Consider the following 24581-nt stretch of genomic DNA (forward strand, 5'->3'; position numbering starts at 1 on the left):
AAGCGTCTGATCAGTGGTGCTCGGCGAGAGCGCCCTGAATGTAGGTGCAGGTCAGCAGGACGAAGACGTACGCCTGCAGGGCCTGGACGAACAGCTCGAAGGCGGTCATGACGAGGACCATGACGAACGAGACGCCCGCGTAGGCGATGCCGACGCCGTTCAGCAGGTACCAGCTGGCGATCGTGAAGAGCAGCAGCAGGGTGTGACCGGCGAACATGTTCGCGAAGAGTCGCACCGCGTGGGTGAACGGCCGGATCAGGATGTTCGAGAAGAACTCGATGGCCATCGACAGCGGCAGCACCGGGCCGAGCGACTTGTCGTAGCCGGTGACGTTCTTGAAGAAGCCGACGAAGCCGTGCCGCTTGAAGGTGAGGGACACCCACGTGATGTAGACGATCAGCGCCAGCACTGCCGGGTACGCGATGATCGACGTGACCGGGAACTGGGCGACCGGGATGATCGACCAGAGGTTCATCATCCAGATGAAGAAGAACAGCGAGACGACGAGCGGGACGTACTTCTCGCCCTCCTTCTTGCCGATCGTCTCGTAGACGACGCCGCGCCGGATGAAGTCGTAGCCCGCCTCGGCGACCATCTGGAGCTTGCCGGGGACGACCTTCGGGCGACGGAATGCGGCCCAGAAGAAGCCGATGATGATGACCGAGCCGAGCAGCGCGAGCAGCATCGTCTTGTTGAAGTACAGATTGCTGTCGCCATCGCCCCAGAGAGGCTGGAACAGGAACGAGTGCAGGCCGGGAGATACCTCGGCGAAGCCACAACCGTCGAAGATGTGGCAGTCGGTCTCGAAAGCGAGCACCTGCGTCGGGTCAGCACTCACCGCGGGCTCCTTCAGCGTGGCGCATAGGTACGGCAACCTCGTTGTGTCGGCGCGGCGCGCAGCCGCTGTTCGGCACTGGACTGGTGTTTCTGATGTGGGGGCGGCGGTTCGGCTTCGAGCCTCGCGATGGAACAGGCGTCAGCTCGGATGCCCGCGCCCGCAGTGCCGCAGTTGGCACCGGACGATAGCAGCTTGTCGAACGCGTCTTTATCCCGGCCCTACCCCTCACGACGACGGGCCCGTCTTCGTGGGCTTGCCGCCCTCGGAGGACTCGGGTTCGACGTAAAGGATCTTGGACTTCATGTGCGCGACCGTCTGCGAGCCGATCCACACGAGGGTGGTCGCGATGAGCGTGAACGCGAATGCCCGCGGGTGGAACAGCGATGTGTGCCTGAATGCGGCGAGGAAGATGAAAAGCAGCAGAATTTGAGCCGCGTAGAGCATCAGGCCCATCGCCTGGAACAGGTGCGGAAGCGATTTGGCAGTGCGCTGGAGCACGTACAGGCCGAGGCCCATGAAGAGGATCGTCACCAGGGCGGCCACGACGGAGCCGACAGCCCCCTTGCCGCCGGCAACCACTCCGCTGACGACGGCGGCTGCAGCGCCGACGGCGGCTGTGGGCACAGCGGCCTGGGCCAGGATCCGGACGTCGTTGGACGGCATGGCGGCAACTCCGCTTTCAAAGGGGGCAGGGGTGTCGTCATGGACGAGCGTAGTCCCGGGGTGAGAGAGAACCTCACGCCAATGAACCGTCGCACTACGGTCCTTCGGCTCCATCCGGGGTTCTCGTGAACGGTATCACAAACTATTTGATGAGGTCTTTACCTGGTGGGTGTGCTGGCTGTCACACATGAGAGTGACGCTGCACGTCTGTGCAAAAACCGCGCCCACTTGTCTGGTATTGGGGTGCTTCGTTCCCCCACGGCTTGGCAATGCTTTAGTCAGATTCTTACCTTGAGAGCCGCGAACGGGGGCCTACGGCGGTCGCCCCGTTGACACCGGACACCCCGGCGGCCACCGGAGTGCGCGGCTCCTCGTGCGCCGGGACCTCCTCGACGGCCGGCTGCGCGGCGTCCGGCACGGCCTTGCGGCGCCGGTAGCGCGGCGGCACGAACCGCTCGGCCCAGACCGGGGCACGCGGCGTGAAGCGCGGCAGCAACAGCAGCACGAGGCCGATCGCGCTCAGTACCACGACACCCAGCACGATCCACATGGACGCACTGTTCACGGAGTACGTCAGCGCGCCGAAGGCGATCAGCGCCGACCAGAAGTACATGATCAGCACCGCGCGGCTGTGCGAGTGCCCGATCTCCAGCAGCCGGTGGTGCAGATGCCCGCGGTCCGCGGCGAACGGCGACTGGCCGCGCCAGGTGCGGCGCACGATCGCCAGGATCAGGTCGGCGGCCGGGATCGCGATGATGGTCAGCGGCAGCAGCAGCGGGATGTAGACGGGCACCGTCTGGTGCACGGTGTTGCGCTCGGACCCGGAGAACAGGTTCATCACGTCCGGGTCGACCTGCCCGGTGACGGAGATCGCGCCGGCCGCCAGCACCAGGCCGATCAGCATCGAGCCGGAGTCGCCCATGAAGATCCGCGCGGGGTGCATGTTGTGCGGCAGGAAGCCCAGGCACATGCCCATCAGGATCGCCGAGAACAGGGTGGCCGGGGCGGCGGCCTCGATGCCGTACGAGTACCAGATGCGGTAGGCGTACATGAAGAACGCGGCGGACGCGATGCACACCATGCCGGCCGCGAGGCCGTCCAGACCGTCGACGAAGTTGACCGCGTTGATGGTGATGACGACCAGGGCGACGGTCAGGAGCGTGCCCTGCCACTGGGTGAGCGCGACCGTGCCGACGCCCGGCACCGGCAGCCACAGGATGGTCAGACCCTGCATGACCATCACGCCGGCGGCGATCATCTGGCCGCCCAGCTTGATCAGGGCGTCGATCTCGAACTTGTCGTCGAGCACGCCGATCAGCCAGATCAGCGCGGCGCCGGAGAGCAGCGCGCGGGGCTCGTTGGACTTCTCGAAGACCTGGTTGAGGTTCGTCAGGTGGTCGGCGACCAGCAGACCCGCGCACAGCCCGAAGAACATCGCGATACCGCCGAGCCGCGGAGTCGGTTCCCGGTGCACGTCCCGGGCCCGGATCTCCGGCATCGCCCCCGCCACGATCGCGAACTTGCGTACCGGCCCTGTCAGCAGATACGTCACCGCGGCCGTGATGCAGAGCGTCAGCAGGTATTCACGCACGGGCTTCCCCACAGGTCTCGCTGGCCATCACAGCCCCACACCCTAGCGAGGCACGCATATGTGTGGGGACTTACGGGTAGCGACGATGGTTGCACGAGTGGCTGTGCACCGAAGTGCGCCTACCCCCGCTCAGCCGGGATACGGCGGAAATCCGCCGGTCAGCTCCCGCACCTCGGCACGCACCGCCTTCGTCCGCGCCGGCTCCCGCAGCACGGTCGCGAGCAGGACGCCGATCCGCCGCATCTCCGCCTGCCCCATCCCCTGCGTGGTCACCGCGGCCGTGCCCAGGCGCAGCCCGCGCACATCGCCGTGCGGCAGGGCGCAGCAGTCCAGGATCAGCCCGGCGGCGGCGAGCAGGCCCCGGGCGGCGCGGCCGTCGACGCCGAGCGGGGACGGGTCGGCGGTGATCAGATGGGTGTCGGTGCCGCCGGTGGTGACCGCCAGGCCCTCGGCGGCCAGCACGTCCGCGAGCACCCTCGCGTTGGCGACCACCTGATGGGCGTACAAGGTGAACGCGTCGGTTGCCGCCTCGCCGAACGCGACCGCCTTCGCGGCGATGGTGTGCATCTGGGCGCCGCCCTGGGTGAACGGGAAGACGGCCCGGTCGACGCGCTCCGCCAGCTCGGCGCCGCACAGGATCATCCCGCCGCGCGGACCGCGCAGCACCTTGTGGGTGGTGGCGCACACGACGTCGGCGTACGGCACCGGATTCGGCGCCGCTCCCCCGGCGACCAGCCCGATGGGGTGCGCGGCGTCGGCGATGAGGTAGGCGCCGACCTCGTCGGCGATCTCGCGGAAGAGCGCGTAGTCGAGGTGGCGCGGGTACGCGATGGAGCCGCACACGATCGCCTTGGGGCGATGGCTGCGGGCCAGTGCCCGCACCTGCTCGTAGTCGACGAGCCCTGTCTCCCCGTCGACGCCGTACCCGACGAAGTCGAACCAGCGGCCGGAGAAGTTCGCGGGCGAGCCGTGCGTGAGGTGGCCGCCGTACGGCAGGCCGAGGGCGAGCACGGTGTCGCCGGGCCGCAGCAGGGCCGCGTACGCGGCGAGCACGGCGGAGGAACCGGAATGCGGCTGCACGTTGGCGTGCTCGGCCCCGAACAGGGCCTTGGCCCGGTCCACCGCGATCCGCTCGGCGACGTCGACGATCTCGCAGCCGCCGTGGTGGCGGGCTCCCGGATACCCCTCCGCGTACTTGTTGGCGAGCGGTGAGCCGAGGGCGGCCAGCACGGCGGGCGAGGTGAAGTTCTCGGCGGCGATCAGCTGGAGGGTCGTCGACTGCCTCTCCAGCTCCCCCAGCAGCAGTTCGGCCAGCTCGGGGTCCTGAGCGCGCAGGACATCGGTCTCGGGGGCGTGGGCGACCGTCATGGTGGGCTCCGGGGACGCGATTTCGGCTCGGTCCGCCTCCGGGGCGCCGTAGCCGGTGCGCGCCCCTTCGGCTCACTCGCCGTGCTGACGTACGTCCAATGTAGGCCCGGGGCCCCTGCGCCGCCCCGCGACTACATCCGCGCGGGTACGCCGGTCAGCGCCGTCACCACCGGATCGAGTGCCTCGTGTATCTCGTCCCCGATCGAACGGAAGAACGTCAGGGGTGCCCCGTACGGGTCGTACACCTCGTCCGCCTCCGCCGTCGGCGCCAGCAGCCAGCCCCGCAGGGCGGCGGCCGCCCGGACCAGGGCACGGGCCCGCATGACCACACCGTCCTCCAGCGGCGGCAGGGTCGCGGGGTCTATGGCGCGGACCAGGCGGGTGAACTCCTTGAGGGTGAAGGTGCGCAGACCCGCCGAGTGGCCCATGGAGATGACCTGGGCGCGGTGGTCACGGGTGGCCGTCAGCACCAGGTCGGCCCGGATGACGTGCTCGTCCAGCAGCTCCCGGCCGACGAAGCCGGAGGCGTCCGCGCCGAAGTCGGCCAGCACGGTCTCCGCGTTCGCCTCCATCGGCGCGCCCTCGTGGCCCCAGGTGCCCGCGCTCTCCACGATCAGCCCGCCGCCCAGCACACCGAGCCGCTGCGACACGAAATGCCGGGTCAGCCGCTCGGTGATCGGCGAGCGGCAGACATTGCCGGTGCTGACGTGGAGGATGCGGAAGGTGTCCCTCGGGAAGCCGAAGGTCGTCGTCTCCTCCGCGCTGCCTATGCCACGCATGGGGGTCCCCCCTGCGCGAGCGCCGCCGGGAGCCCGGGGGATTCGGGGGCTGTCAATTCGCCACCTCGAGGTCGGGTACGACCTTCCGCAGCTCGTCCGCCGACAGCGCTCCCTCGCGCAGCAGCAGCGGCACCTCGCGGGTGACGTCGACGATCGAGGACGGCACGTTGCCGGGCGTCGGACCGCCGTCCAGGTAGACGGAGACGGAGTCGCCGAGCATCTGCTGGGCGGCGTCGCAGTCCTCCGGCGCCGGGTGGCCGGTGAGGTTCGCCGACGACACGGCCATCGGGCCGACCTCGGTCAGCAGCTCGATGGCGACCGGGTGCAGCGGCATGCGCACGGCGACGGTGCCGCGGGTGTCGCCCAGGTCCCACTGCAGGGACGGCTGGTGCTTGGCGACCAGAGTGAGCGCGCCCGGCCAGAACGCGTCGACCAGCTCCCAGGCCAGCTCGGAGAAGTCCGTGACGAGGCCGTGCAGGGTGTTCGGGGAGCCGATGAGCACGGGGGTGGGCATGTTGCGGCCCCGGCCCTTGGCCTCCAGCAGGTCGCCGACCGCCTCCTTGGCGAAGGCGTCGGCGCCGATGCCGTACACGGTGTCGGTGGGGAGGACCACCAGCTCGCCACGGCGGACGGCGGACGCGGCCTCACGCAGACCGGTCACGCGGTCGGTCGCGTCGTTGGTGTCGTATCGCCGTGCCATATCTAGCGGGCCTCCTCGTACACGTGCCTGAGAGAAAGAGTGGGGGTGGTGCTCACGGCAGCGCCTTGCGGGCGGTGGCGAAGCGTGGGCGTTTGTTGAGGTCGGGGTGGTCGGCCGCGTCGGCCCACCCGCGTTCCTCGGTGAAGATCCACGGCACCTGGCCGCCCTGGGTGTCGGCGTGCTCGATCACGACGACACCGCCGGGGCGCAGCAGCCGGTGCGCGGTGCGTTCCAGGCCGCGGATCAGGTCGAGGCCGTCCTCGCCGGAGAACAGGGCGAGTTCCGGGTCGTAGTCGCGGGCCTCCGGGGCGACGTACTCCCACTCGGTGAGCGGGATGTACGGCGGGTTGGAGATGACCAGGTCGACCTGGCCGTCCAGGTCGGGGAAGGCGGTCAGCGCGTCGCCCTGCCGCAGGTCGACGCGGGAGCCCTCCATGTTCTTGCGGGTCCACACCAGGGCGTCCTCGGACAGCTCCACGGCGTGCACCCTGGAGCGCGGCACCTCCTGGGCGAGGGCGAGCGCGATCGCGCCGGAGCCGGTGCACAGGTCGACGATGCAGGGCTCCACGACGTCCATGGCGCGCACCGCGTCTATGGCCCACCCGACGACCGACTCGGTCTCGGGCCGCGGCACGAACACGCCGGGCCCGACCTGGAGTTCCAGGTAGCGGAAGAAGGCGCGGCCGGTGATGTGCTGGAGCGGCTCACGCTGTTCCCGGCGCGCGACGACCTCCCAGTAGCGGGCGTCGAAGTCGGCGTCCTTCACGGAGTGCAACTCGCCCCGCTTCACGCCGTGCACGAACGCGGCGAGTTCCTCCGCGTCGGTGCGCGGCGAGGGCACGCCGGCGTCGGCCAGCCGCTGGGTGGCCTGGGCCACCTCCGCGAGCAGCAGGTTCACGCTCGTCCTCCGTGTGGGTACTCGTACGTGCCTTACGCGGCTGCGAGCTTGGCGGCCGAGTCCGCGTCGACGCAGGCCTGGATCACCGCGTCCAGTTCGCCGTCCAGGACCTGGTCAAGGTTGTACGCCTTGAAGCCGACGCGGTGGTCCGAGATCCGATTCTCCGGGAAGTTGTACGTACGGATCTTCTCGGAGCGGTCGACGGTGCGGACCTGGCTGCGGCGGGCGTCGGCGGCCTCCCTCTCCGCCTCCTCCTGCGCCATGGCGAGCAGCCTGGAGCGCAGGATACGCAGTGCCTGCTCCTTGTTCTGCAGCTGGCTCTTCTCGTTCTGGCAGGAGGCGACGACTCCGGTCGGAATGTGCGTGATGCGCACCGCGGAGTCGGTGGTGTTGACGGACTGGCCGCCGGGGCCGGAGGACCGGTAGACGTCGATCCGCAGGTCGTTCGGGTTGATCTCGACGTCGACCTCCTCGGCCTCGGGCGTGACCAGCACACCGGCCGCGGAGGTGTGGATGCGGCCCTGCGACTCGGTCGCCGGCACGCGCTGCACGCGGTGCACGCCGCCCTCGTACTTCAGCCGGGCCCAGACGCCCTGGCCGGGCTCGATCTGACCACGGGCCTTCACGGCGACCTGGACGTCCTTGTAGCCGCCCAGCTCGGACTCGGTGGCGTCGATGATCTCGGTCTTCCAGCCGACACGCTCGGCGTAGCGCAGGTACATGCGCAGCAGATCGCCGGCGAACAGGGCGGACTCGTCGCCGCCCGCGCCCGCCTTGATCTCCAGGATCACGTCCTTGTCGTCGCTGGGGTCGCGCGGGATGAGCAGGAAGCGGAGCTTCTCGGTCAGCTCCTCGCGCTGCTGCTCCAGCTCCTTGACCTCGGCGGCGAAGTCGGGATCGTCGGCGGCGAGCTCACGGGCGGTCTCGATGTCGTCGCCGGACTGCTTCCAGGAGCGGTACGTGGCGACGATCGGGGTCAGCTCGGCGTACCGCTTGTTGAGCTTGCGCGCGTTGGCCTGGTCGGCGTGGACCGACGGGTCCGCGAGCTTCTTCTCCAGGTCGGCGTGCTCGACGACGAGCTCCTCGACGGCCTCGAACATCTCTGGCTCCTGTGTGCTGAACGGGGGTGAAGTGGGCGGCGACCAAAAACGCCGGTCCCGGCACGCCCGGGGAAGGGGCGTGACCGTGGACCGGCGAAAAGGGGCTCGCTACTTCTTGGAGCCGGCGGCAGCCTTGCCGAAGCGGGCCTCGAAGCGGGCCACACGGCCACCGGTGTCGAGGATCTTCTGCTTGCCCGTGTAGAACGGGTGGCACTCGGAGCAGACCTCGGCCCGGATGGTGCCGGACGCGATGGTGCTACGGGTGGTGAACGACGCGCCGCAGGTGCAGCTGACCTGCGTCTCGACGTACTCGGGGTGGATGTCGCGCTTCAAGGTGTCTCCTAGTTTCGGGAGGGCACCGGGTCGCCGCCGCGGGATGCGGAAGCGTGAACCGGGGCCGACGTACCAGTTTGCCAGGACTGGCGCCTTCTCCCAAAACCGGGGGTACCGGTCGTCTATTCCCCGCGGGCCGCCCGCGGGTCGCCGCGCCCCCCGGCTAGCTCACCACGCCCTTGGCTTCGCCTGTCGCCGTGCCCTTCGTGGCCGACTTCGGGATCGGTCTGTCGTTCTTCAGGGCCGTCCAGACCTGCTGGGCCTTGGCCTCCTCCAGCAGGACCCGGTTGGGATCGGCGGGGTCGTAGACGACCGGCATGGTGATCATGGTCATGTCGGAGGCGCCGATGCCCTTGAGGCCGTTCGCGAAGGACAGCAGGGAGTTCACCGAGCCCAGGTCGGAGTCGGTGGTCACGGTGTCGGTCGCGGTGTCGGCGAGGTCGTAGAGCCTCTTCGGGTTGCCGAAGAGGTCGATGTCCTTGACCTGGTCGAGCAGGGCCTTGAGGAACGCCTGCTGGAGCTGGATGCGGCCGAGGTCGGAGCCGTCGCCGACGCCGTGCCGGGTGCGGACCAGGCCGAGGGCCTGCTCGCCGGTGAGCCGGTGGGTGCCGGCCGTCAGGTCGAGGTGGCTGTCGGGGTCCTCGATGTCCTGGGTGGTGGTGACCTCGACGCCGCCCAGCTCGTCGATGAGCTCCTGGAAGCCGCTGAAGTCGACCTCCAGGTAGTGGTCCATGCGGATGCCGGTCAGCGATTCCACGGTCTTCACCGCGCAGGCCGCGCCGCCGGTGGAGTAGGCGGAGTTGAACATCACGCCGGAGGCGGCGGGGTGGCTGCCGCCGTCGGTGTCGGTGCAGGCGGGGCGGTCGATGAGGGTGTCGCGCGGGACGGAGACCACGCTCGCCTTCCGATGGCCCTCGTAGACGTGCACGATCATCGCGGTGTCGGAGCGGGCGGTGCCGTCGTCGGCGCCGCCGCCGAGCTCCTTGTTGCTGCCGGAGCGGGTGTCCGAGCCGAGGACCAGGATGTTCTGCGAGCCGTTGTCGGCCTTCTCGGGGCGGTCGGTGCCGAGGGCCTGGTCGATGTCGACGCTCTTGAGGTCGCCGTTGAGCTTGAAGTAGACGTACCCGACGCCGGTGCCGCCGAGGACGACGATGCCCGCCGCGGTCCAGGCCGTGATCATCAGCCCCTTGCGGTGTGCGGCCCGGGGCTTGCGGCGCCGGCCCTTGCCTCGTCGGCTCGGGCCGTTCGTGCCGGGCTCGCCCGGTATGCCGGGCTCCGGCGTGCTCTCGGCAGACATGGGCTCCTCGGCTCTCGTCCGGTCGGTTACCCCCTGCGGTGGCGGTCGGACGCGGTCGTGCCCGACGTCCCGGCACCGCTCCATCGTCGTCCCGTGGGGTCAGACGGGGGAAGTCGGCACAGGGTTGCATGACGCACTGTGCCCGCCCGGGGCGCGGACGGGCACGGTGCGTAGCGGTCGTGAGCGGCGGGTCACCGCGCTCACCTGCGGTTTCGGGGTGACTCAGCCGAAGATGTCGTACTGCTTGAAGTCGGTCCCGACGGAGATCCTTGTGGCGAAGATCTCGCTCGTGGCCTTTCCGGTGCCCTTGTAGAGGTAGAGCGTGCCGCCGGGCGTACGGGCCAGGAAGTCGGCCCTGCCGTCGCCGCTGATGTCGCCGACCGCGTCGAAGGCGTTGTAGTCGCTCCAGGTGCGCACCTTGATCCGGCCGGCGAAGGCGCCGGTGCCGGCCTTGCCGGTGCCCTTGTAGAGGTACACGTAGCTGCCGGTCTTGCTGCGGGCGATCAGGTCGGTCTTGCCGTCGCCGGTGAAGTCGCCGTGGCCGCGCACGGAGTTGTACTGGTTCCAGCCCGATCCGACCTGCACGCGGGTCGCGAAGGAGCCGTCGCCCTTGCCGGGGTAGATCCACAGCACGCCGGCCGAGTCGACCGAGAGCAGATCGGGGACGTAGTCGCCGGTGACGTCGCCCGGGGTGACGATGCGGGTGCGGGTCTTCCAGTTGTCGGCGAGCCGCGTGGTCGTCCAGGAGTTGCTGCTGCGCACGTAGTGGGACCAGAAGACGTCGCCGTCGCTGCTGCGGCGGTACACGAGGTCCTGGTAGCCGTCACGGTCCAGGTCCGTCTGCAGGACGAGGTTCACACCGGACCAGTCGCCCCACGACTCGCGGGCCGCGAAGGAACTCCCCTTGGAGTCCTTGGAGTAGCCGGTCGCGGTGGACGCGTTGCGCACCCACAGGTCGGCCTTGTGGTCGCCGCTGATGTTGGTGTCGTCGAGGCGCGGGTAGGCGGCGCCGACGTAGGAGCTGACCTTGGTGAAGACGCTGTACGCGCCCTGGGCGACGCAGTCCTGCACGCCCCACGAGACGATGCCGACGATCCGGTTGTTCACGACCAGCGGGCCGCCGGAGTCGCCGTTGCAGGCGCTGGTGGTGCCGCTGTCGCTGCCGGAGGCGGGCTGGCCCGCGCAGACCATGTGGCCCTTGACGAAGTCCGTGCCGTAGGCGGCCGCGCAGGTGGTGTCGGACTGCACGGGCAGCGTGGCCGTCTTCAGCGTCTCGGAGAGGTCGTCGCTGGTGGAGCTGGTCCGGCCCCAGCCGTAGACCTTGGCGCTGGTCCCGGCCGCGTACGAGGCGGTGTCCCCGGACGTCGTCATCCGGATCGGCGTCGCCTTGACCGCGTAGGGCAGGGTCAGGACCGCGATGTCGCCGTCGATGGTCGTCGAGTCGTACGACGGCAGGTGCCACTGCCGCCAGACGCCGCTGAGGCTGCCGCCGTGCAGGTCGGTGATGTAGCCCTGGTCGTCGACGGCCGGCAGCTGCGCGGTGCCCGTGATGACCGAGCCGTGGCCGTTCCAGTCGTATCCGGCGACGCAGTGCGCGGCGGTGAGGATCTTCGTCGGCGCGACGACCGCGCCACCGCAGAAGAAGCCGACGTCGTCGCTCTTGTCGGCGGTGCCCTTGTCGTCGCCGTACCAGAGCTGGGCCATCCACGGGGCCGAGGTGATGGTCGTGGTGGTACCGCCGATGATCTTCGCGTCGACGGTCGCCTCACCGGTCCCGGCGCTGTACGACGACCTTCGCGGCGCCTCGCCGGCCGCTTCGTCCCCGGCGATCGCGGTGACGAGCCGCCGCTCCAGCTCCGCGGCGGAAGCCGAACTCACGGCGGGCTTGAAGGCGGGCTGCGGCAACGGCGTGGCCGCGTCCGCGGACCCGGTCAGCAGCGCCGCGGCGACAGCGGCGGCGACACCGGCCGCGGAGACGGGCAGGGCGATACGTATGCGGCGTCTGTGACGGCCGGACCGGGACGAGGTCGTGGACAAGAGAGTCCCCCCAGAGGTGCAGGAGTGAGAAGGGGCGAGCGGATACGCCCGTTCTCCTCAGCGCCAAAAGGCCGGTCCTCGTCACTGACGTGACGAGGACCGGCCTCTGAGGGGCGCGGGGAACTGCGCGACAAGCCACAGCTCACCCGCAGCCGAGAACGACCTGTACGGTCAACGGCGACTAGTCGCCGTTCCCCGGCGCGGGCGTCGTCTTCTGGATCTGCATCAGGAACTCGACGTTCGACTTCGTCTGCTTCATCTTGTCGAGCAGCAGCTCGATCGCCTGCTGCTGGTCGAGCGCGTGCAGCACCCGCCGCAGCTTCCAGACGATGCCCAGCTCCTCGGCCCCGAGCAGGATCTCCTCCTTACGGGTACCGGACGCGTCCACGTCCACCGCCGGGAAGATCCGCTTGTCCGCGAGCTTGCGGTCGAGCTTGAGCTCCATGTTGCCGGTGCCCTTGAACTCCTCGAAGATCACCTCGTCCATGCGGGACCCGGTGTCCACCAGGGCGGTGGCGAGGATGGTCAGCGAACCGCCGTCCTCGATGTTGCGGGCCGCACCGAAGAAGCGCTTCGGCGGGTACAGGGCGGTCGAGTCGACACCACCGGACAGGATGCGGCCGGAGGCGGGCGCGGCGAGGTTGTACGCACGGCCCAGACGCGTGATCGAGTCGAGCAGCACGACCACGTCGTGACCCAGCTCCACCAGGCGCTTGGCGCGCTCGATGGCCAGCTCGGCGACCGTGGTGTGGTCCTCGGCCGGACGGTCGAAGGTCGAGGAGATGACCTCGCCCTTGACCGACCGCTGCATGTCGGTGACCTCTTCCGGACGCTCGTCGACGAGGACGACCATCAGGTGGCACTCGGGGTTGTTGTGGGTGATCGCGTTGGCGATCGCCTGCATGATCATGGTCTTGCCGGTCTTCGGCGGGGCCACGATCAGACCGCGCTGGCCCTTGCCGATCGGCGACACGAGGTCGATGATCCGCGTGGTCAGCACGCCCGGGTCGGTCTCCAGACGGAGCCGGTCCTGCGGGTACAGCGGCGTCAGCTTGTTGAACTCCGGCCGCCCACGGCCGTGTTCGGGCGCCATGCCGTTGACGGAGTCCAGGCGGACCAGCGCGTTGAACTTCTCGCGCCGCTCGCCTTCCTTCGGCTGGCGGACCGCGCCGGTGATGTGGTCACCCTTGCGCAGGCCGTTCTTGCGGACCTGGGCGAGGGAGACGTACACGTCGTTCGGACCCGGCAGGTAGCCCGACGTACGGATGAAGGCGTAGTTGTCGAGGATGTCCAGGATGCCCGCGACCGGGATCAGGACGTCGTCCTCGGCGATCTGCGGCTCCTGCACGTCGTCGCGCCCGCGACGGCCACGGCGGTCGCGGTAGCGGCCGCGACGGCCACGGCGGCCGCCGTCGAAGTCGTCCCCGTCCTCATCGGCCCGCTGCTGCCGGTCGCGGTCCTGGCGGCCCTGCTGCTGGCTCTGCTGCTGCCGCTGGCCGCCCTGGCCCTGCTGGTCGTCGCCCTTGCGGCGGTCACGGTCACGGTCCCGGCCGCGCTCACGGCGGTCGCGACGGCGGCCCTCGGCGCCGTCACCGGCGTCACCCTTGGCCTCGCCCTGCTGCGGCTGCTGCTGCGCGGGCGTCTCGGCCTTCGGCTCGCTCTTCGCCTCGGCGGCGACCGTCTCGGGCGCGGCGGCCGCGGGCGCGCCGGCCTCGGCGGTGGCACGGCGGCGACGGCGCTCGGCGGGAGCGTCCTCGCTCGCAGGCTGACCGGGAATCTCGATCTGCTGCTGGGCCACGGCCTTCTCGGCCGGGGCCTCGGACTTGTCCGCCTTCTTCGCGGCGGCGGATTCCTCACCCGTACGGGCCTTGGAGGTGGCGCGGCGCTTGGGCTTGGTCTCGGTGGCGGTCTCGGCCTTGGCGGGGGCTCCCCCGGCGGCCTGCGCCTCCTTGATGACCTCGATCAGCTGGCTCTTGCGCATCCGCGCGGTGCCCCTGATGCCGAGGCCGGATGCGACCTGCTGCAGCTCGGCCAGCACCATGCCCTCGAGGCCGGTACCGCGGCGCCGCCGGGAGCCGGCACCGGTGGCAGGCGCGGAGGCGTCCGTGGCGGGCGCGGCAGCGGTCTCCTCGACACGTGCGCCCATCAGATCGGTGGTGTCGCTCACGAAGGGTCCTTCCCTGGAGCGGACGTCGGCCTGTCTGGCTCGGCGACCGGTTGTGCTGTCCGGCTTCGGTCCTTGCTGTGTGAACCGTGCCGGGGCGGTGGTCCGCCTAATCGGCGGGAGAGATATCTGGTGATGGCGCTTCCTCGAGCCGTGGCACCTGGTGTCACGTGGCGTGGTCGCACCGGTTCCGGAGCGTGCCCGGCGGGCCGCTCAGTGTCGGCGTACGACGTACTGCCCGCATACGAGGTACGAGACACAGTGCGACTTGGGGGGCTCCCGGAAGAATGTCTGTCCCGGACGGGGACACGAGGCACCTCGCCATGGTGGGGTCGGGTGCAGACTTGAGATTAACACTACCGGATCCAACAAACATTCCCCCTCTCCACATCCGGCAATCGCCCGCTCTTTTAGTCCGCGCCGGGCGCGGCGCCGGTCGCGAGCGGCAGAACGCTCGCTCCCTGCGCGTCCAGGGCCAGCCGGTTCGCGGCCCAGTCCGATCCGGCCAGCGCCTCCACCTTGTCGGCGGTGTCGGCGTCGGCCAGGGCCATCACCGTGGGGCCCGCGCCGGAGATCACCGCGGGGATCCCGTCGGCGCGCAGCCGCTCCACCAGCGCCGCGCTCTCCGGCATGGCGGGGGCGCGGTACTCCTGGTGGAGGCGGTCCTCGGTGGCGGGCAGCAGCAGCTCGGGGCGCCTGGTCAGGGCCTCGACGAGCAGGGCGGCACGGCCCGCGTTGACGGCGGCGTCGACGTGCGGAACGGTGCGCGGGAGCAGGCCGCGCGCGGTCTCGGTCAGGACCGGCTTTCCGGGCACGAAAACCACCGGAACGATGGAATCTGCGGGGTCCATCCTGATCGCCCGCGCGGCGCCGTTCTCCATCCAGGAGAGGGTGAAGCCGCCCAGCAGGCAGGCCGCGACGTTGTCCGGGTGACCCTCGATCTCGGTGGCGAGTTCCAGCAGGGCCGCGTCGTCGAGCCTGGCCTCGCCGCCTATGGTCACGGCGCGCGCCGCGACGATGCCGGCGCAGATGGCGGCGGAGGAGGAGCCCAGGCCGCGGCCGTGCGGAATCCGGTTCGCGCAGACGATCTCCAGGCCGCGCGGCTGTCCGCCCAGCAGATCGAAGGCGGTGCGCAGGGAGCGGACGAGGAGGTGCTTCTCGTCGCGGGGAAGCGTCTCGCTTCCCTCACCCGCGATGTCGATGTGCAGCCCGGAGTCGGCCACCCGGACGACCACGTCGTCGTACAGCCCCAGCGCGAGGCCGAGGGCGTCGAAGCCCGGGCCGAGGTTGGCGCTGGTGGCGGGGACGCGCACCCGGACGGCGGCGGCGCGGAAGGCTGGACCGGCCATCGCTCGATGACTCTCCTTGAGCTGCGTGATTGTCGAAGACATTCGATGACATTCGATGACGTACGAGAACCCAGGGGCCGCTGAGGGCCGCTGATCACGAAGACCGCGCGGCACCGCGGCATATGCGGCGGGCGGGTTCAGTACAGCCTATCGAAGGAAGGTTCTGTGGCGACATAGGGCGCACAGGAGGCGCACGATGCGTGTCGTAAGCCCCCTGTGCACCCCCGTGAGGGAAGTTCCCCAGGCAAGCGCCGTCTTACGCCTGACGTGGCGCTCGTTACACCAGGCCGAGCCGCTCGGCCGCCGTCACCGCGTCGACCGGGACGGTGACCGGCTGCGGGGCGCCGGCGACGGCCCAGTCCGGGTCCTTCAGGCCGTTGCCGGTGACGGTGCAGACGATCCGCTGGCCCGGGTCGACCTTGCCCAGCTCGGCGGCCTTCAGCAGACCGGCCACCGACGCCGCGGAGGCGGGCTCCACGAAGACGCCCTCCTGTGCGGCCAACAGGCGGTAGGCGCGCAGGATTTCACGGTCCGTCACCTCGTCGATGAAACCGCCGGACTCGTCGCGGGCGTTCAGCGCGTGCTGCCAGGAGGCGGGGTTGCCGATCCGGATCGCGGTGGCGATGGTCGACGGGTCCTTGACCACCTCGCCGCGCACGATGGGCGCGGAGCCGGAGGCCTGGAAGCCCCACATGCGGGGCGTCTTGGCGGACACGCCGTCGGCGGCGTACTCCTTGTAGCCCCGCCAGTAGGCGGTGATGTTGCCGGCGTTGCCGACCGGGAGGACGTGGATGTCGGGCGCGTCGCCGAGCATGTCGACGATTTCGAACGCGGCCGTCTTCTGGCCCTCGATACGCACCGGGTTGACCGAATTGACCAGCGCGACCGGGTAGTTGTCGCTGAGCGCGCGGGCCAGCGTGAGGCAGTCGTCGAAGTTGCCGTCGACCTGGAGGATCTTCGCGCCGTGCACCAGGGCCTGGCCCATCTTGCCGAGCGCGATCTTGCCCTGCGGGACGAGAACGGCCGAAACCATACCGGCCCGCACGGCGTACGCGGCGGCACTCGCCGACGTGTTGCCGGTGGAGGCGCAGATGACCGCCTTCGCGCCCTCCTCCTTGGCCTTGGAGATGGCCATGGTCATGCCGCGGTCCTTGAAGGACCCGGTGGGGTTCGCGCCCTCCACCTTGAGGTGGACCTCGCAGCCCGTGCGCTCGGAGAGCACCTGCGCGGGCACGAGGGGCGTGCCGCCCTCGCGGAGCGTCACGACCGGCGTGGTGTCGGATACCGGCAGCCGGTCCCGGTACTCCTCGATGATTCCGCGCCACTGGTGGGTCATTGCTGGTTACTCTCCTTCAACCCGCATGATGCTGGCGACACCGCGCACGGTGTCGAGCTTGCGCAGCGCCTCGACGGTCCCGTTCAGGGCGGCGTCGGACGCGCGGTGGGTGACGACGACGAGGGAGGCCTCGCCGTCCTTCCCCTGCTGGCGAACCGTATCGATCGAGACTCCGTGCTCGGCGAAGACGGTCGCGACCTGGGCGAGAACACCCGGTTTGTCAGCCACGTCGAGGCTGATGTGGTAGCGCGTGACGACCTCGCCCATGGGCGAGACGGGCAGCGCGGCGTAGGCGGACTCGCCGGGGCCGGTGGTGCCGCTGAGCCGGTTGCGGCAGACGGCGACGAGGTCGCCGAGGACGGCGGAGGCGGTGGGCGAGCCGCCGGCGCCGGGGCCGTAGAACATCAGCTGGCCGGAGGCGTCCGACTCGACGAAGACCGCGTTGTACGCGCCGCGCACGGAGGCGAGCGGGTGGGTCAGCGGGATCATCGCCGGGTGCACGCGCGCGGTGACGGACTCCCCGTCGGCCGCCCGCTCGCAGATGGCGAGCAGCTTGATGGTGCAGCCCATCTCCTTGGCGGAGGCGAAGTCCGCCGCCGTCACCTCGGTCATGCCCTCGCGGTAGACGTCGTCGAGGCGCACCCGGGTGTGGAAGGCGATGCCGGCCAGGATCGCGGCCTTGGCGGCGGCGTCGAAGCCCTCGACGTCGGCGGTCGGATCGGCCTCGGCGTATCCGAGCGCGGTGGCCTCGTCCAGGGCCTCCTGGTAGCCGGCGCCGGTGGAGTCCATCTTGTCGAGGATGAAGTTCGTCGTCCCGTTGACGATGCCGAGCACCCGGTTGACCTTGTCGCCGGCGAGCGACTCGCGCAGCGGCCGGATCAGCGGGATGGCACCGGCGACGGCGGCCTCGTAGTAGAGGTCCTTGCCGTGCTCCTCGGCCGCCGCGTGCAGGGCGGCGCCGTCCTGGGCGAGGAGGGCCTTGTTGGCGGAGACGACGGAGGCGCCGTGCGCGAAGGCGGTGGTGATGAGGGTCCGCGCGGGCTCGATCCCGCCGATGACCTCGACCACGACGTCGATGTCGCCGCGTTTGACGAGGGCGGTGGCGTCGGTGGTGACGAGGGAGGGGTCGATGCCCTCACGGACCTTGTCGGGCCGCCGTACGGCCACACCGGCCAGCTCCACCGGGGCCCCGATCCGGGCGGCGAGGTCGTCGGCGTGCGTCGTCATGATGCGCGCCACCTCTGAGCCGACCACTCCACAGCCCAGCAGCGCCACCTTCAGCGGACGCGTACGCATCATCCGACCTCGTTTCCTCTTACCGTCTTCGGTTTCACCAGTCTCACTCACCGGACCGGAGTTTCTGCCACCGGTCCGGATCGTGAGACGTCTATTTCATTTTCGCAGGGTGGTCGACAGGAGATCTTCCAGATCCTCCACCCCGGCGGCTCGCGGCGGGCTTCAGCCCACGTCGAGCCTCAGCAGATCGTCCTCCGTCTCCCGGCGGACGATCACCCGCGCCTCGCCGTCCTTCACGGCGACGACCGGCGGGCGGAGCACATGGTTGTAGTTGCTGGCCATGGACCGGCAGTACGCCCCGGTGGCCGGTACGGCGATCAGGTCGCCCGGTGCCAGGTCGGCGGGCAGGAACGCGTCCCGGACCACGATGTCGCCGCTCTCGCAGTGCTTGCCGACGACCCGGGCCAGCATCGGCTCGGCGTCGGAGGCGCGGGAGACCAGGGCGACGCTGTACTCGGCGTCGTAGAGCGCGGTACGGATGTTGTCCGACATGCCGCCGTCGACGGAGACGTACGTCCGCAGCCCGTCGAGCGGCTTGACGGTGCCGACCTCGTACAGGGTGAACGCGGTCGGCCCGACGATGGCGCGCCCGGGCTCGACGGAGATCCGCGGGGTGCGCAGCCTGGCGGCCTCGCACTCCCGGGTGACGATCTCGGTGAGCGCCTTGGCGATCTCGTGCGGCTCGCGCGGGTCGTCGTCGCTCGTGTACGCGATGCCGAGCCCGCCGCCGAGGTCGATCTCGGGCAGCTCGACGCCGTGCTCGTCCCGGATGTCCTTCAGCAGACCGACCACGCGGTGGGCGGCGACTTCGAACCCGGACATGTCGAAGATCTGCGACCCGATGTGCGAGTGGATCCCGATCAGCTCCAGCCCGTCCAGCTGCAGCGCCCGCCGCACGGCCTCGGCGGCCTGCCCGCCCGCGAGCGGAATGCCGAACTTCTGGTCCTCGTGGGCGGTCGCGATGAACTCGTGCGTGTGCGCCTCGACCCCGACGGTGATACGAATCTGCACCCGCTGCCGCTTGCCGAGCTCCCGGGCGATGTGCGCGACCCGCACGATCTCCTGGAAGGAGTCGAGCACGATCCGCCCGACCCCGGCACGCACGGCCCGCTCGATCTCCGCCGGGGACTTGTTGTTGCCGTGGAAGGCGATCCGGTCGGCGGGCATCCCGGCGGACAGCGCGGTCGCCAGCTCGCCACCGGAGCAGACGTCGAGGTTCAGCCCCTCCTCGTGCAGCCACCGCACCACCGCGCGGGACAGGAACGCCTTGCCGGCGTAGAAGACGTCGGCGTCGTGGCCGAAGGCGGTGCGCCAGGCCCGCGCCCGGGCCCGGAAGTCGGTCTCGTCGAGGATGTAGGCCGGGGTGCCGAACTCCTCGGCGAGGCGCTTGACGTCGATACCGCCGACGGTGAGGACCCCGTCCTCACCCCGGCTGACGGTCTGCGCCCACACCTTGGCGTCGAGGGCGTTGAGATCGGCGGGCGGCGCGGAGTAGTGGCCCTCGGGCAGGACGTCGGCGTAGCGGGGCCCGGCGGGATGTGCGGAACGGCTCATGACGTGTCGTGGCTCTCTCAGAGATGTTCGGGTGCGTCGATGCCGAGCAGGGACAGGCCGCCGGCCAGCACCGTCCCGGCGGCTTCGGCGAGGGCGAGCCGGGCACGGTGGGCGGCCGAGGGTTTCTCCTCACCACGCGGCAGCACGGCGGGCAGGACGGGGAGAACGGCATCGGCGACGGTGACGAGGTGCCGGGCGAGGCGATCCGGGGCGCGATGGGTGGCGGCCGCGGCGAGAACCCGAGGGTGATCGGCGAGGGAGGCGAGCAGACGGTCGACGTGGTCGTCGGCGCGGCCGTCGGCGCGGTCGTCGATGTGGTCGTCGGCGCGGCCGTCGATGTGATCGAGGTCGCCGAGCGGGCCGGGCTCGGAGGTGAAGCCGAGATCGGCGGCGTTGCGCCCGAGAGCCCGGGTGCGGGCGTGGGCGTAGCGAACGCGGAAGAGGGGATTGCTCTCCCGCTGGACGAGATGGTCGGCGGAGATCCGGGGCCGGTCGTGCGGCGCCGGATGCAGCAGCGCCCAGCGGGCGGCGTCGGGCCCGAGCGGAGCGGGATCCTCCGGCGCGGGCACCGGCCGCAGCGTCACGGGATCCCCGTGTGCCACCTCGGCCCGCCCGCCCTGGCTGGACACGATCCGCACAAGGGCGTCGGCGACGACCTCGGCACGCACGTCGTACGGGATACGAAGGGAGACGACCTGCCCGGCGAGACCGTCACCGTGCCCGTACGCGAGCCCCTCACCGAGGATCCGCCGCACGAGCCCCTCGGCCGCGGAGGCCGTCAGCCGGATGTTGAGAAACCCGGGCCCGGTGATCTCGACACCGGTGACTCCGCTCGCCGCCGCCAGATAGGGCCGGATCACCTCGGCGACCCGCAACGCCGGCTGCCCGGCGGGCCGCGCCAGCTGCAGCGCGACGTTCGTCGCGTAGTCCCCCCAGCCCCCCGGCCCCGGCGGCGCCACCACGACCCGCGCAGGAACGGTCACCCTCAGCTCCCCCGCGTCGACAGCACAACGCACCGCGTGCAGCACGGTGCGCGAGAGCTCGACGGGGGTCACGGGACAAGCGTAGGGGAGGAGGGGGGTGGGTAGGCGAGCCGGTTTGGGGAGGGTTCCGGCATGTGGACGAGGGTGGTGGGCTGGCGGGGGGGGAGGAGAGGGCGCTGCGCCGGGCAGTTCGCCGGCTTGGGGCTGGCCCGGCACGGGGAGGCACAGGGCGTTGGCGCTGGGCGTGCTCGGGTGTGCACGGTGCGCTCGGCGAGCACGGTGTGCTCGGCCAACGCACCCCACCACCGCACCACCTCACCGCACCACTCATCGACCTTCACGCCCGTACCGGCAGATCAATGACCAGCGCGTCCGTGCCCGGCGATCTCCCCTTCCTCCGCGCCGATCAGCCCGCAGCCCGGCCCGCCCGGCCCGTCCCCCCGCCCGTCGATCAACCGCCGAACGATGCGCACGAGCTCCGTCGGCTCGAAGGGTTTGGCGAGGAAGGCATCGACACCGAGGTCCAGACCGCTCTCCACCTCGTACTGCGTACAGGCACTGACGATGGCGAGCGGAAGATCACACGTCCGCGGGTCGGCCCGCAGCCGCGCGGCCGTCCGCAGCCCGTCCAGCCGCGGCATGACCACATCGAGGGTCACGACATCCGGCCGCACCTCATGCACCACTTCCAGACACTCGGCACCATCGGCCGCGGTCACGACCTCGAGGCCCTCCAGCTCGAGATTGACCCTGATCAGCTGCCGGATGACCTTGTTGTCGTCCACCACAAGCACCCGGCCCGACGCGCCTGACACAACTTGAGAGTAGGTCCGGACCGGCCACCGCGTCCCGGTTTTCCCCACTTCCACCCCCTGCGGGCAACCCCACCCTCCCCCCGCAGACGCCCCCGCCCCGCAAAACCCGTTCATGAACACCCCACCAGAGCTGGTAGTGTTCTACCCGTCGCCGCGAGACACCGCGAACGACGAAGCCCCCGTAGCTCAGGGGATAGAGCAACGGCCTCCGGAGCCGTGTGCGCAGGTTCGAATCCTGCCGGGGGCACCTTGGATTAGGTGCCTAAAGACCCCGCCATCAGCGGAAACGCTGAGGTCGGGGTCTTCGCGTATGTGTAGGCGGATGCAGCCCGAAGCGGTCGTGTGTCGAGGTCGGTGGACAGCTCGGCAGACCGAGCGACTGACATCGCAGCGCACGCGGAGCCAGCGGGCGGCGATGACTCGTCCGCAGCGAATCACCACCGTTTGCAGGGTGCCGTACGGACGCGTTAGCTACCGTCTACGCAACAGGGGGACTCATGTGCTTGCCGGGGGTGGGGATGTCCGGCGCGACCATCTCTGTGATCGTTGCAATCGTTGGTGTGGGCGGCACGCTCGCTTCGGCAGTGATCACTCAGGTGCTGGCCCAGCGGGCTGAGTTACGGAGGTTGGAGCGGGGAGAGCGCGTTCGCCTTGAGGAGCAGCGGGCTTCTGAAGATCAACGCAAGGTCGACCAGCTTCGGAGCTGCTATGTGCAGTTGAACGCGCATGATCGGCACTACAGGGACGCAATGCTGGCGTACGCCTACGCGCTGAAATCTGGAACCTTCGAAGCGGAAGCAGCGGAAGTGAGCAGTGCGCGGCGTGCTCAACGGGATACCCGCGCTGAAGCTCAGCTGGTGGCAAGCGACGCAGTTCTCGAGATCGAGAGCCGGGTGAATGCTCAGCTCACGATCGCGTACAGACGCCTGATGGAGGCAACACACGAGTCAGACTCATCCACTCGTCAGGCGCGGCTTGACCAGGTCATCGATCTCTTGGACTCGATCATCCCGCAGCAGGGGCACGTGCGAGCACTCATGCGCCTTGAGGTGCGCGCTACTCAGAAACTTCCGGACTGGTACGACCCCGAGATCGGACCAGAACCGGAACAACTGGCCGATTACTGACTCTCCCCCAGCTGACGTGCTCAGGTGTAGGCCCTGAGGACGGTAGGCTCCGGGAAGGCTCTAATTCTGGCCGGTCCTTCTGCGACAGACCGGCTTCCTTCGCGAAGTCCGCCCCCAGGCAGTGCCACGGACCGTGGTGTCATGACTCCACAGGAATCGAGACGCCGGCTTCGAGCCCGTTTTCCGCAGCGCGAACCGCCGCGTCCGGTCGCTGACCCGGGATGTGGTCGTCAACCACCGGCTTGCCCATCACCGCGGCGATGTGTTCCTGAAGCACCTTTCGGCGTGCCTCGAAGAAAGCGTCGAAGTCGTCGGCCCGCATCAGCCTGGGATCCGCGAGGTGAGTCCTGATGCGCTGCTCGACGCCCTCTGGGCTGGTCTCGGCAGTCTTGGCGAGCCGCTGCAGATACTCGGACGGTGCGTGGCCGCCGATGATTCGGTTGGTGCGTGCTGTCAAGGGTGTCTTGTTGACAATGGAGTTGTAGACGGAACGCTCGTAGCCGTACTTCTGGCACCAGACCTGCGGGAAGATGTGGTGGATGTCCATCGCCTCGTCGAAGTAAACGCTGACCTCCGCCTTCTCCCCTGTCCGCCAGTCCGCGGCGCCCGCCTTGAGCAGGAGCGCGTAGATGCCCTTGTACGCGGCGCTCTGTCGGGTCCGCAGGGTCAGCAGGCGGCTCGCCGCGAATTGTGCCTGTGTGACCGTACGAGGTTCGTGCGTCGACCCGCGAATCCACTCGACGACGTCAGGGAGGTCAAGGTTGAACCGGGTTTCGGTCGTACCGCCGTACAGCTCACCGAACACTCCGCACCAGTACCAGCGAGCCAGCTTCTCCTGTGCGCCTGCGGTCTCCGCGTCCTTGCCGGCGAGGGCGAAGATCGCGGCCAGCGGGATGAGCTGTGTGCCGTACGGAAGGAAGCGCGTATCGAAGATGAACTGCTGGCGCAGAAATTTGGCGGCGGCCTTGAAACCGGCGACGACGTCGGGTGCGTATCGCCGGTAGTCCTCCAGGCTCAGGGCAAGCATGTCCTTGCGCTTGCAGCCGATACGCGGCAGCCGCTCTTCGTCCATACCGGCCTCTTCCTCTCGACGTCGCCGCTCGGCGGTGGCGAGGAGGGTGACCGCCTGGAGGAAGTCGGTGTTGGAGACATCCCGCAGGATGGCGTATTCGGGCGCCTCCCAGGCGGACCGGCACTCACGCCAGTGATGTCGCAGATCGAACTCGTCGGCGGCGTATGTCGCCGTCAGCAACTCGAAGACGGTAAGCGTGACTCCGCCCGTGTTGACCTTCTCGAAGACCTGGCAGACTGCCTGACGTGGGGTGCCCTTGCCGAGTTCGATGACCGGGAAGTGGTAGAGGTCGAATGACCGGATGAAGCCGTCTCGGAAGCCGTACCACAGCTCCATCGCATCCGGTGCGAAGCCCCAGTGGCGGGCGAAGCCGTCGCCCCAGGAGTTGTCGAAGACGCATCGCAGCGGGAAGACGCGGTGCCGGTACTCCAACTCCCGTGTCGAGTAATCTTCCAGGACTTCGCCTCGGAAGTTGACCACCTTACGTGAGGGTGGGATGAAACGGATCGCGTCCTCGCGGTCCTCGTTCTCGTCGAGTGCCTTGACCATGTCGACGTAGAACAAGCCACCCACGCGGCGCTTGCGCTCGTCCTGAGTCTCCACCGGGCTGTCCATCGCAAGCGACTGGAACAGCGAGGTGAGCCGCTGCTGCCCGTCAAGAACCAGCGACTCCGGTTGCACCCGGCCGCTCGGGGCCGCCCCCTCGATCGGCCTGTACTTGAACCGGACGTCCCCACCGCCCTCGAGCAGCATCACGGTCCCGATCGGGTAGTTGAGGGACACCGAGGCCAGCAGACTCGCGATGTTGGGCCAAGGCCAGACCCAGCCACGCTGGAACTCAGGCAACTGAATCTTCCCCGCCTCGACCTGGCCCAGAAGGTCCCGCAAGGGCCGCTTGTCGATGCTGAAAGTCTCGGTCGCCACATCTCCTCCTTGTGCAACACAACACGTCCGCCGACGCTCGGGGCCCCGAGCTGATTGGCAGCGTTCAGGTCCGCTCGGCTCCTGTCCCCGCCGACCCACCGGCCTATGACTTGTAACTCCCACACTGCCTGACCTTCTGCGCTTCAGCCTCCTCCTTGGTCATTTTGGTGACCTCCAGGAAAGTGTTCTGTCCCCTGTGCGGGCAGACCAGTTGGCATCTGTGCGTCATCAATCCCGATAGTCCCCGGTGCGTACGTGCGTCTAGCTCACTGAAGATCTACTTCCGCCACTCCCGGGTCGTCGCCGGGCCGCTGCCCCACTGGCTCGCAGGCTCCGTCGAGGAGCCAGTTCGATGAC

At 69.5% G+C, this 24581-nt stretch carries 20 protein-coding genes and 1 tRNA gene; 2 read left to right on the plus strand and 19 right to left on the minus strand.

Annotated elements, in window-relative coordinates:
- Window positions 1-10 precede the first annotated feature (10 nt).
- The 18 genes from atpB to ACSU6L_RS12190 form a co-directional block, all read right to left on the minus strand.
- A complete protein-coding gene (gene atpB, locus ACSU6L_RS12105) occupies window positions 11-838 on the minus strand; it encodes a F0F1 ATP synthase subunit A (RefSeq protein ID WP_073940948.1) in 828 nt (275 codons plus the stop codon).
- A gap of 225 nt (window positions 839-1063) precedes the next feature.
- Window positions 1064-1501, minus strand: a complete 438-nt coding sequence (locus tag ACSU6L_RS12110) for a hypothetical protein (protein WP_437056252.1) — start codon at window positions 1499-1501, stop codon at window positions 1064-1066.
- A 286-nt stretch (window positions 1502-1787) separates the two neighbouring features.
- Window positions 1788-3092, minus strand: a complete 1305-nt coding sequence (locus ACSU6L_RS12115; protein ID WP_437056254.1) for an MraY family glycosyltransferase — start codon at window positions 3090-3092, stop codon at window positions 1788-1790.
- A gap of 129 nt (window positions 3093-3221) precedes the next feature.
- Window positions 3222-4460 (minus strand): serine hydroxymethyltransferase, encoded by a 1239-nt coding sequence (glyA, locus tag ACSU6L_RS12120; RefSeq protein ID WP_437056256.1) that lies wholly within the window; start codon window positions 4458-4460, stop codon window positions 3222-3224.
- 131 nt (window positions 4461-4591) lie between these two features.
- Window positions 4592-5239 carry a protein-tyrosine-phosphatase gene (locus ACSU6L_RS12125; protein ID WP_073940944.1) on the minus strand — a complete coding sequence of 216 codons (648 nt, stop codon included), beginning with the start codon at window positions 5237-5239 and terminating at the stop codon, window positions 4592-4594.
- A 52-nt stretch (window positions 5240-5291) separates the two neighbouring features.
- Window positions 5292-5939 (minus strand): L-threonylcarbamoyladenylate synthase, encoded by a 648-nt coding sequence (locus tag ACSU6L_RS12130; protein ID WP_073940943.1) that lies wholly within the window; start codon window positions 5937-5939, stop codon window positions 5292-5294.
- Between the two features lie 52 nt (window positions 5940-5991).
- Window positions 5992-6837 carry a peptide chain release factor N(5)-glutamine methyltransferase gene (gene prmC, locus ACSU6L_RS12135; protein WP_365508272.1) on the minus strand — a complete coding sequence of 282 codons (846 nt, stop codon included), beginning with the start codon at window positions 6835-6837 and terminating at the stop codon, window positions 5992-5994.
- Window positions 6838-6869: 32 nt separating this feature from the next.
- Window positions 6870-7937, minus strand: a complete 1068-nt coding sequence (prfA, locus tag ACSU6L_RS12140) for a peptide chain release factor 1 (protein WP_437056259.1) — start codon at window positions 7935-7937, stop codon at window positions 6870-6872.
- A gap of 108 nt (window positions 7938-8045) precedes the next feature.
- On the minus strand, window positions 8046-8270 hold the full coding sequence (gene rpmE, locus ACSU6L_RS12145; RefSeq protein WP_030944953.1) for a 50S ribosomal protein L31: 225 nt from the start codon (window positions 8268-8270) through the stop codon (window positions 8046-8048).
- Window positions 8271-8433: 163 nt separating this feature from the next.
- A complete protein-coding gene (locus ACSU6L_RS12150; RefSeq protein ID WP_437056261.1) occupies window positions 8434-9567 on the minus strand; it encodes an LCP family protein in 1134 nt (377 codons plus the stop codon).
- 222 nt (window positions 9568-9789) lie between these two features.
- Window positions 9790-11604 (minus strand): trypsin-like serine protease, encoded by a 1815-nt coding sequence (locus ACSU6L_RS12155; RefSeq protein WP_437056263.1) that lies wholly within the window; start codon window positions 11602-11604, stop codon window positions 9790-9792.
- 181 nt (window positions 11605-11785) lie between these two features.
- Window positions 11786-13771 (minus strand): transcription termination factor Rho, encoded by a 1986-nt coding sequence (gene rho, locus ACSU6L_RS12160; protein WP_437056265.1) that lies wholly within the window; start codon window positions 13769-13771, stop codon window positions 11786-11788.
- A gap of 407 nt (window positions 13772-14178) precedes the next feature.
- Window positions 14179-15117: a homoserine kinase gene (gene thrB, locus ACSU6L_RS12165; protein WP_437056267.1), complete on the minus strand. Its 939-nt coding sequence runs from the start codon at window positions 15115-15117 to the stop codon at window positions 14179-14181.
- A gap of 277 nt (window positions 15118-15394) precedes the next feature.
- Entirely contained in the window at window positions 15395-16453 is a 1059-nt protein-coding gene (thrC, locus tag ACSU6L_RS12170) for a threonine synthase (RefSeq protein WP_437056269.1), read from the minus strand.
- A 6-nt stretch (window positions 16454-16459) separates the two neighbouring features.
- Window positions 16460-17749 carry a homoserine dehydrogenase gene (locus ACSU6L_RS12175; protein ID WP_073941283.1) on the minus strand — a complete coding sequence of 430 codons (1290 nt, stop codon included), beginning with the start codon at window positions 17747-17749 and terminating at the stop codon, window positions 16460-16462.
- Between the two features lie 162 nt (window positions 17750-17911).
- Window positions 17912-19303, minus strand: a complete 1392-nt coding sequence (gene lysA / locus ACSU6L_RS12180) for a diaminopimelate decarboxylase (protein WP_365508288.1) — start codon at window positions 19301-19303, stop codon at window positions 17912-17914.
- 17 nt (window positions 19304-19320) lie between these two features.
- Window positions 19321-20358, minus strand: a complete 1038-nt coding sequence (nrtL, locus tag ACSU6L_RS12185; RefSeq protein ID WP_437056271.1) for an ArgS-related anticodon-binding protein NrtL — start codon at window positions 20356-20358, stop codon at window positions 19321-19323.
- A 284-nt stretch (window positions 20359-20642) separates the two neighbouring features.
- Window positions 20643-21215 carry a response regulator gene (locus tag ACSU6L_RS12190; RefSeq protein ID WP_437064855.1) on the minus strand — a complete coding sequence of 191 codons (573 nt, stop codon included), beginning with the start codon at window positions 21213-21215 and terminating at the stop codon, window positions 20643-20645.
- A 61-nt stretch (window positions 21216-21276) separates the two neighbouring features.
- On the opposite strand from ACSU6L_RS12190, the gene ACSU6L_RS12195 reads away from it, so the two are divergent.
- Together ACSU6L_RS12195 and ACSU6L_RS12200 are read left to right on the plus strand one after the other, a co-directional pair.
- Window positions 21277-21348 (plus strand) — tRNA-Arg (locus tag ACSU6L_RS12195).
- A gap of 271 nt (window positions 21349-21619) precedes the next feature.
- Window positions 21620-22228, plus strand: coding sequence for a hypothetical protein (locus ACSU6L_RS12200; protein ID WP_437056273.1), 609 nt, complete (start codon window positions 21620-21622; stop codon window positions 22226-22228).
- A gap of 139 nt (window positions 22229-22367) precedes the next feature.
- Here ACSU6L_RS12200 and ACSU6L_RS12205 read toward each other — a convergent pair whose 3' ends face one another.
- Window positions 22368-24224: a GmrSD restriction endonuclease domain-containing protein gene (locus ACSU6L_RS12205; RefSeq protein ID WP_437056275.1), complete on the minus strand. Its 1857-nt coding sequence runs from the start codon at window positions 24222-24224 to the stop codon at window positions 22368-22370.
- Window positions 24225-24581: the final 357 nt, after the last annotated feature.

The sequence above is a fragment of the Streptomyces sp. enrichment culture genome (assembly GCF_964272855.1).
GTDB lineage: Bacteria > Actinomycetota > Actinomycetes > Streptomycetales > Streptomycetaceae > Streptomyces.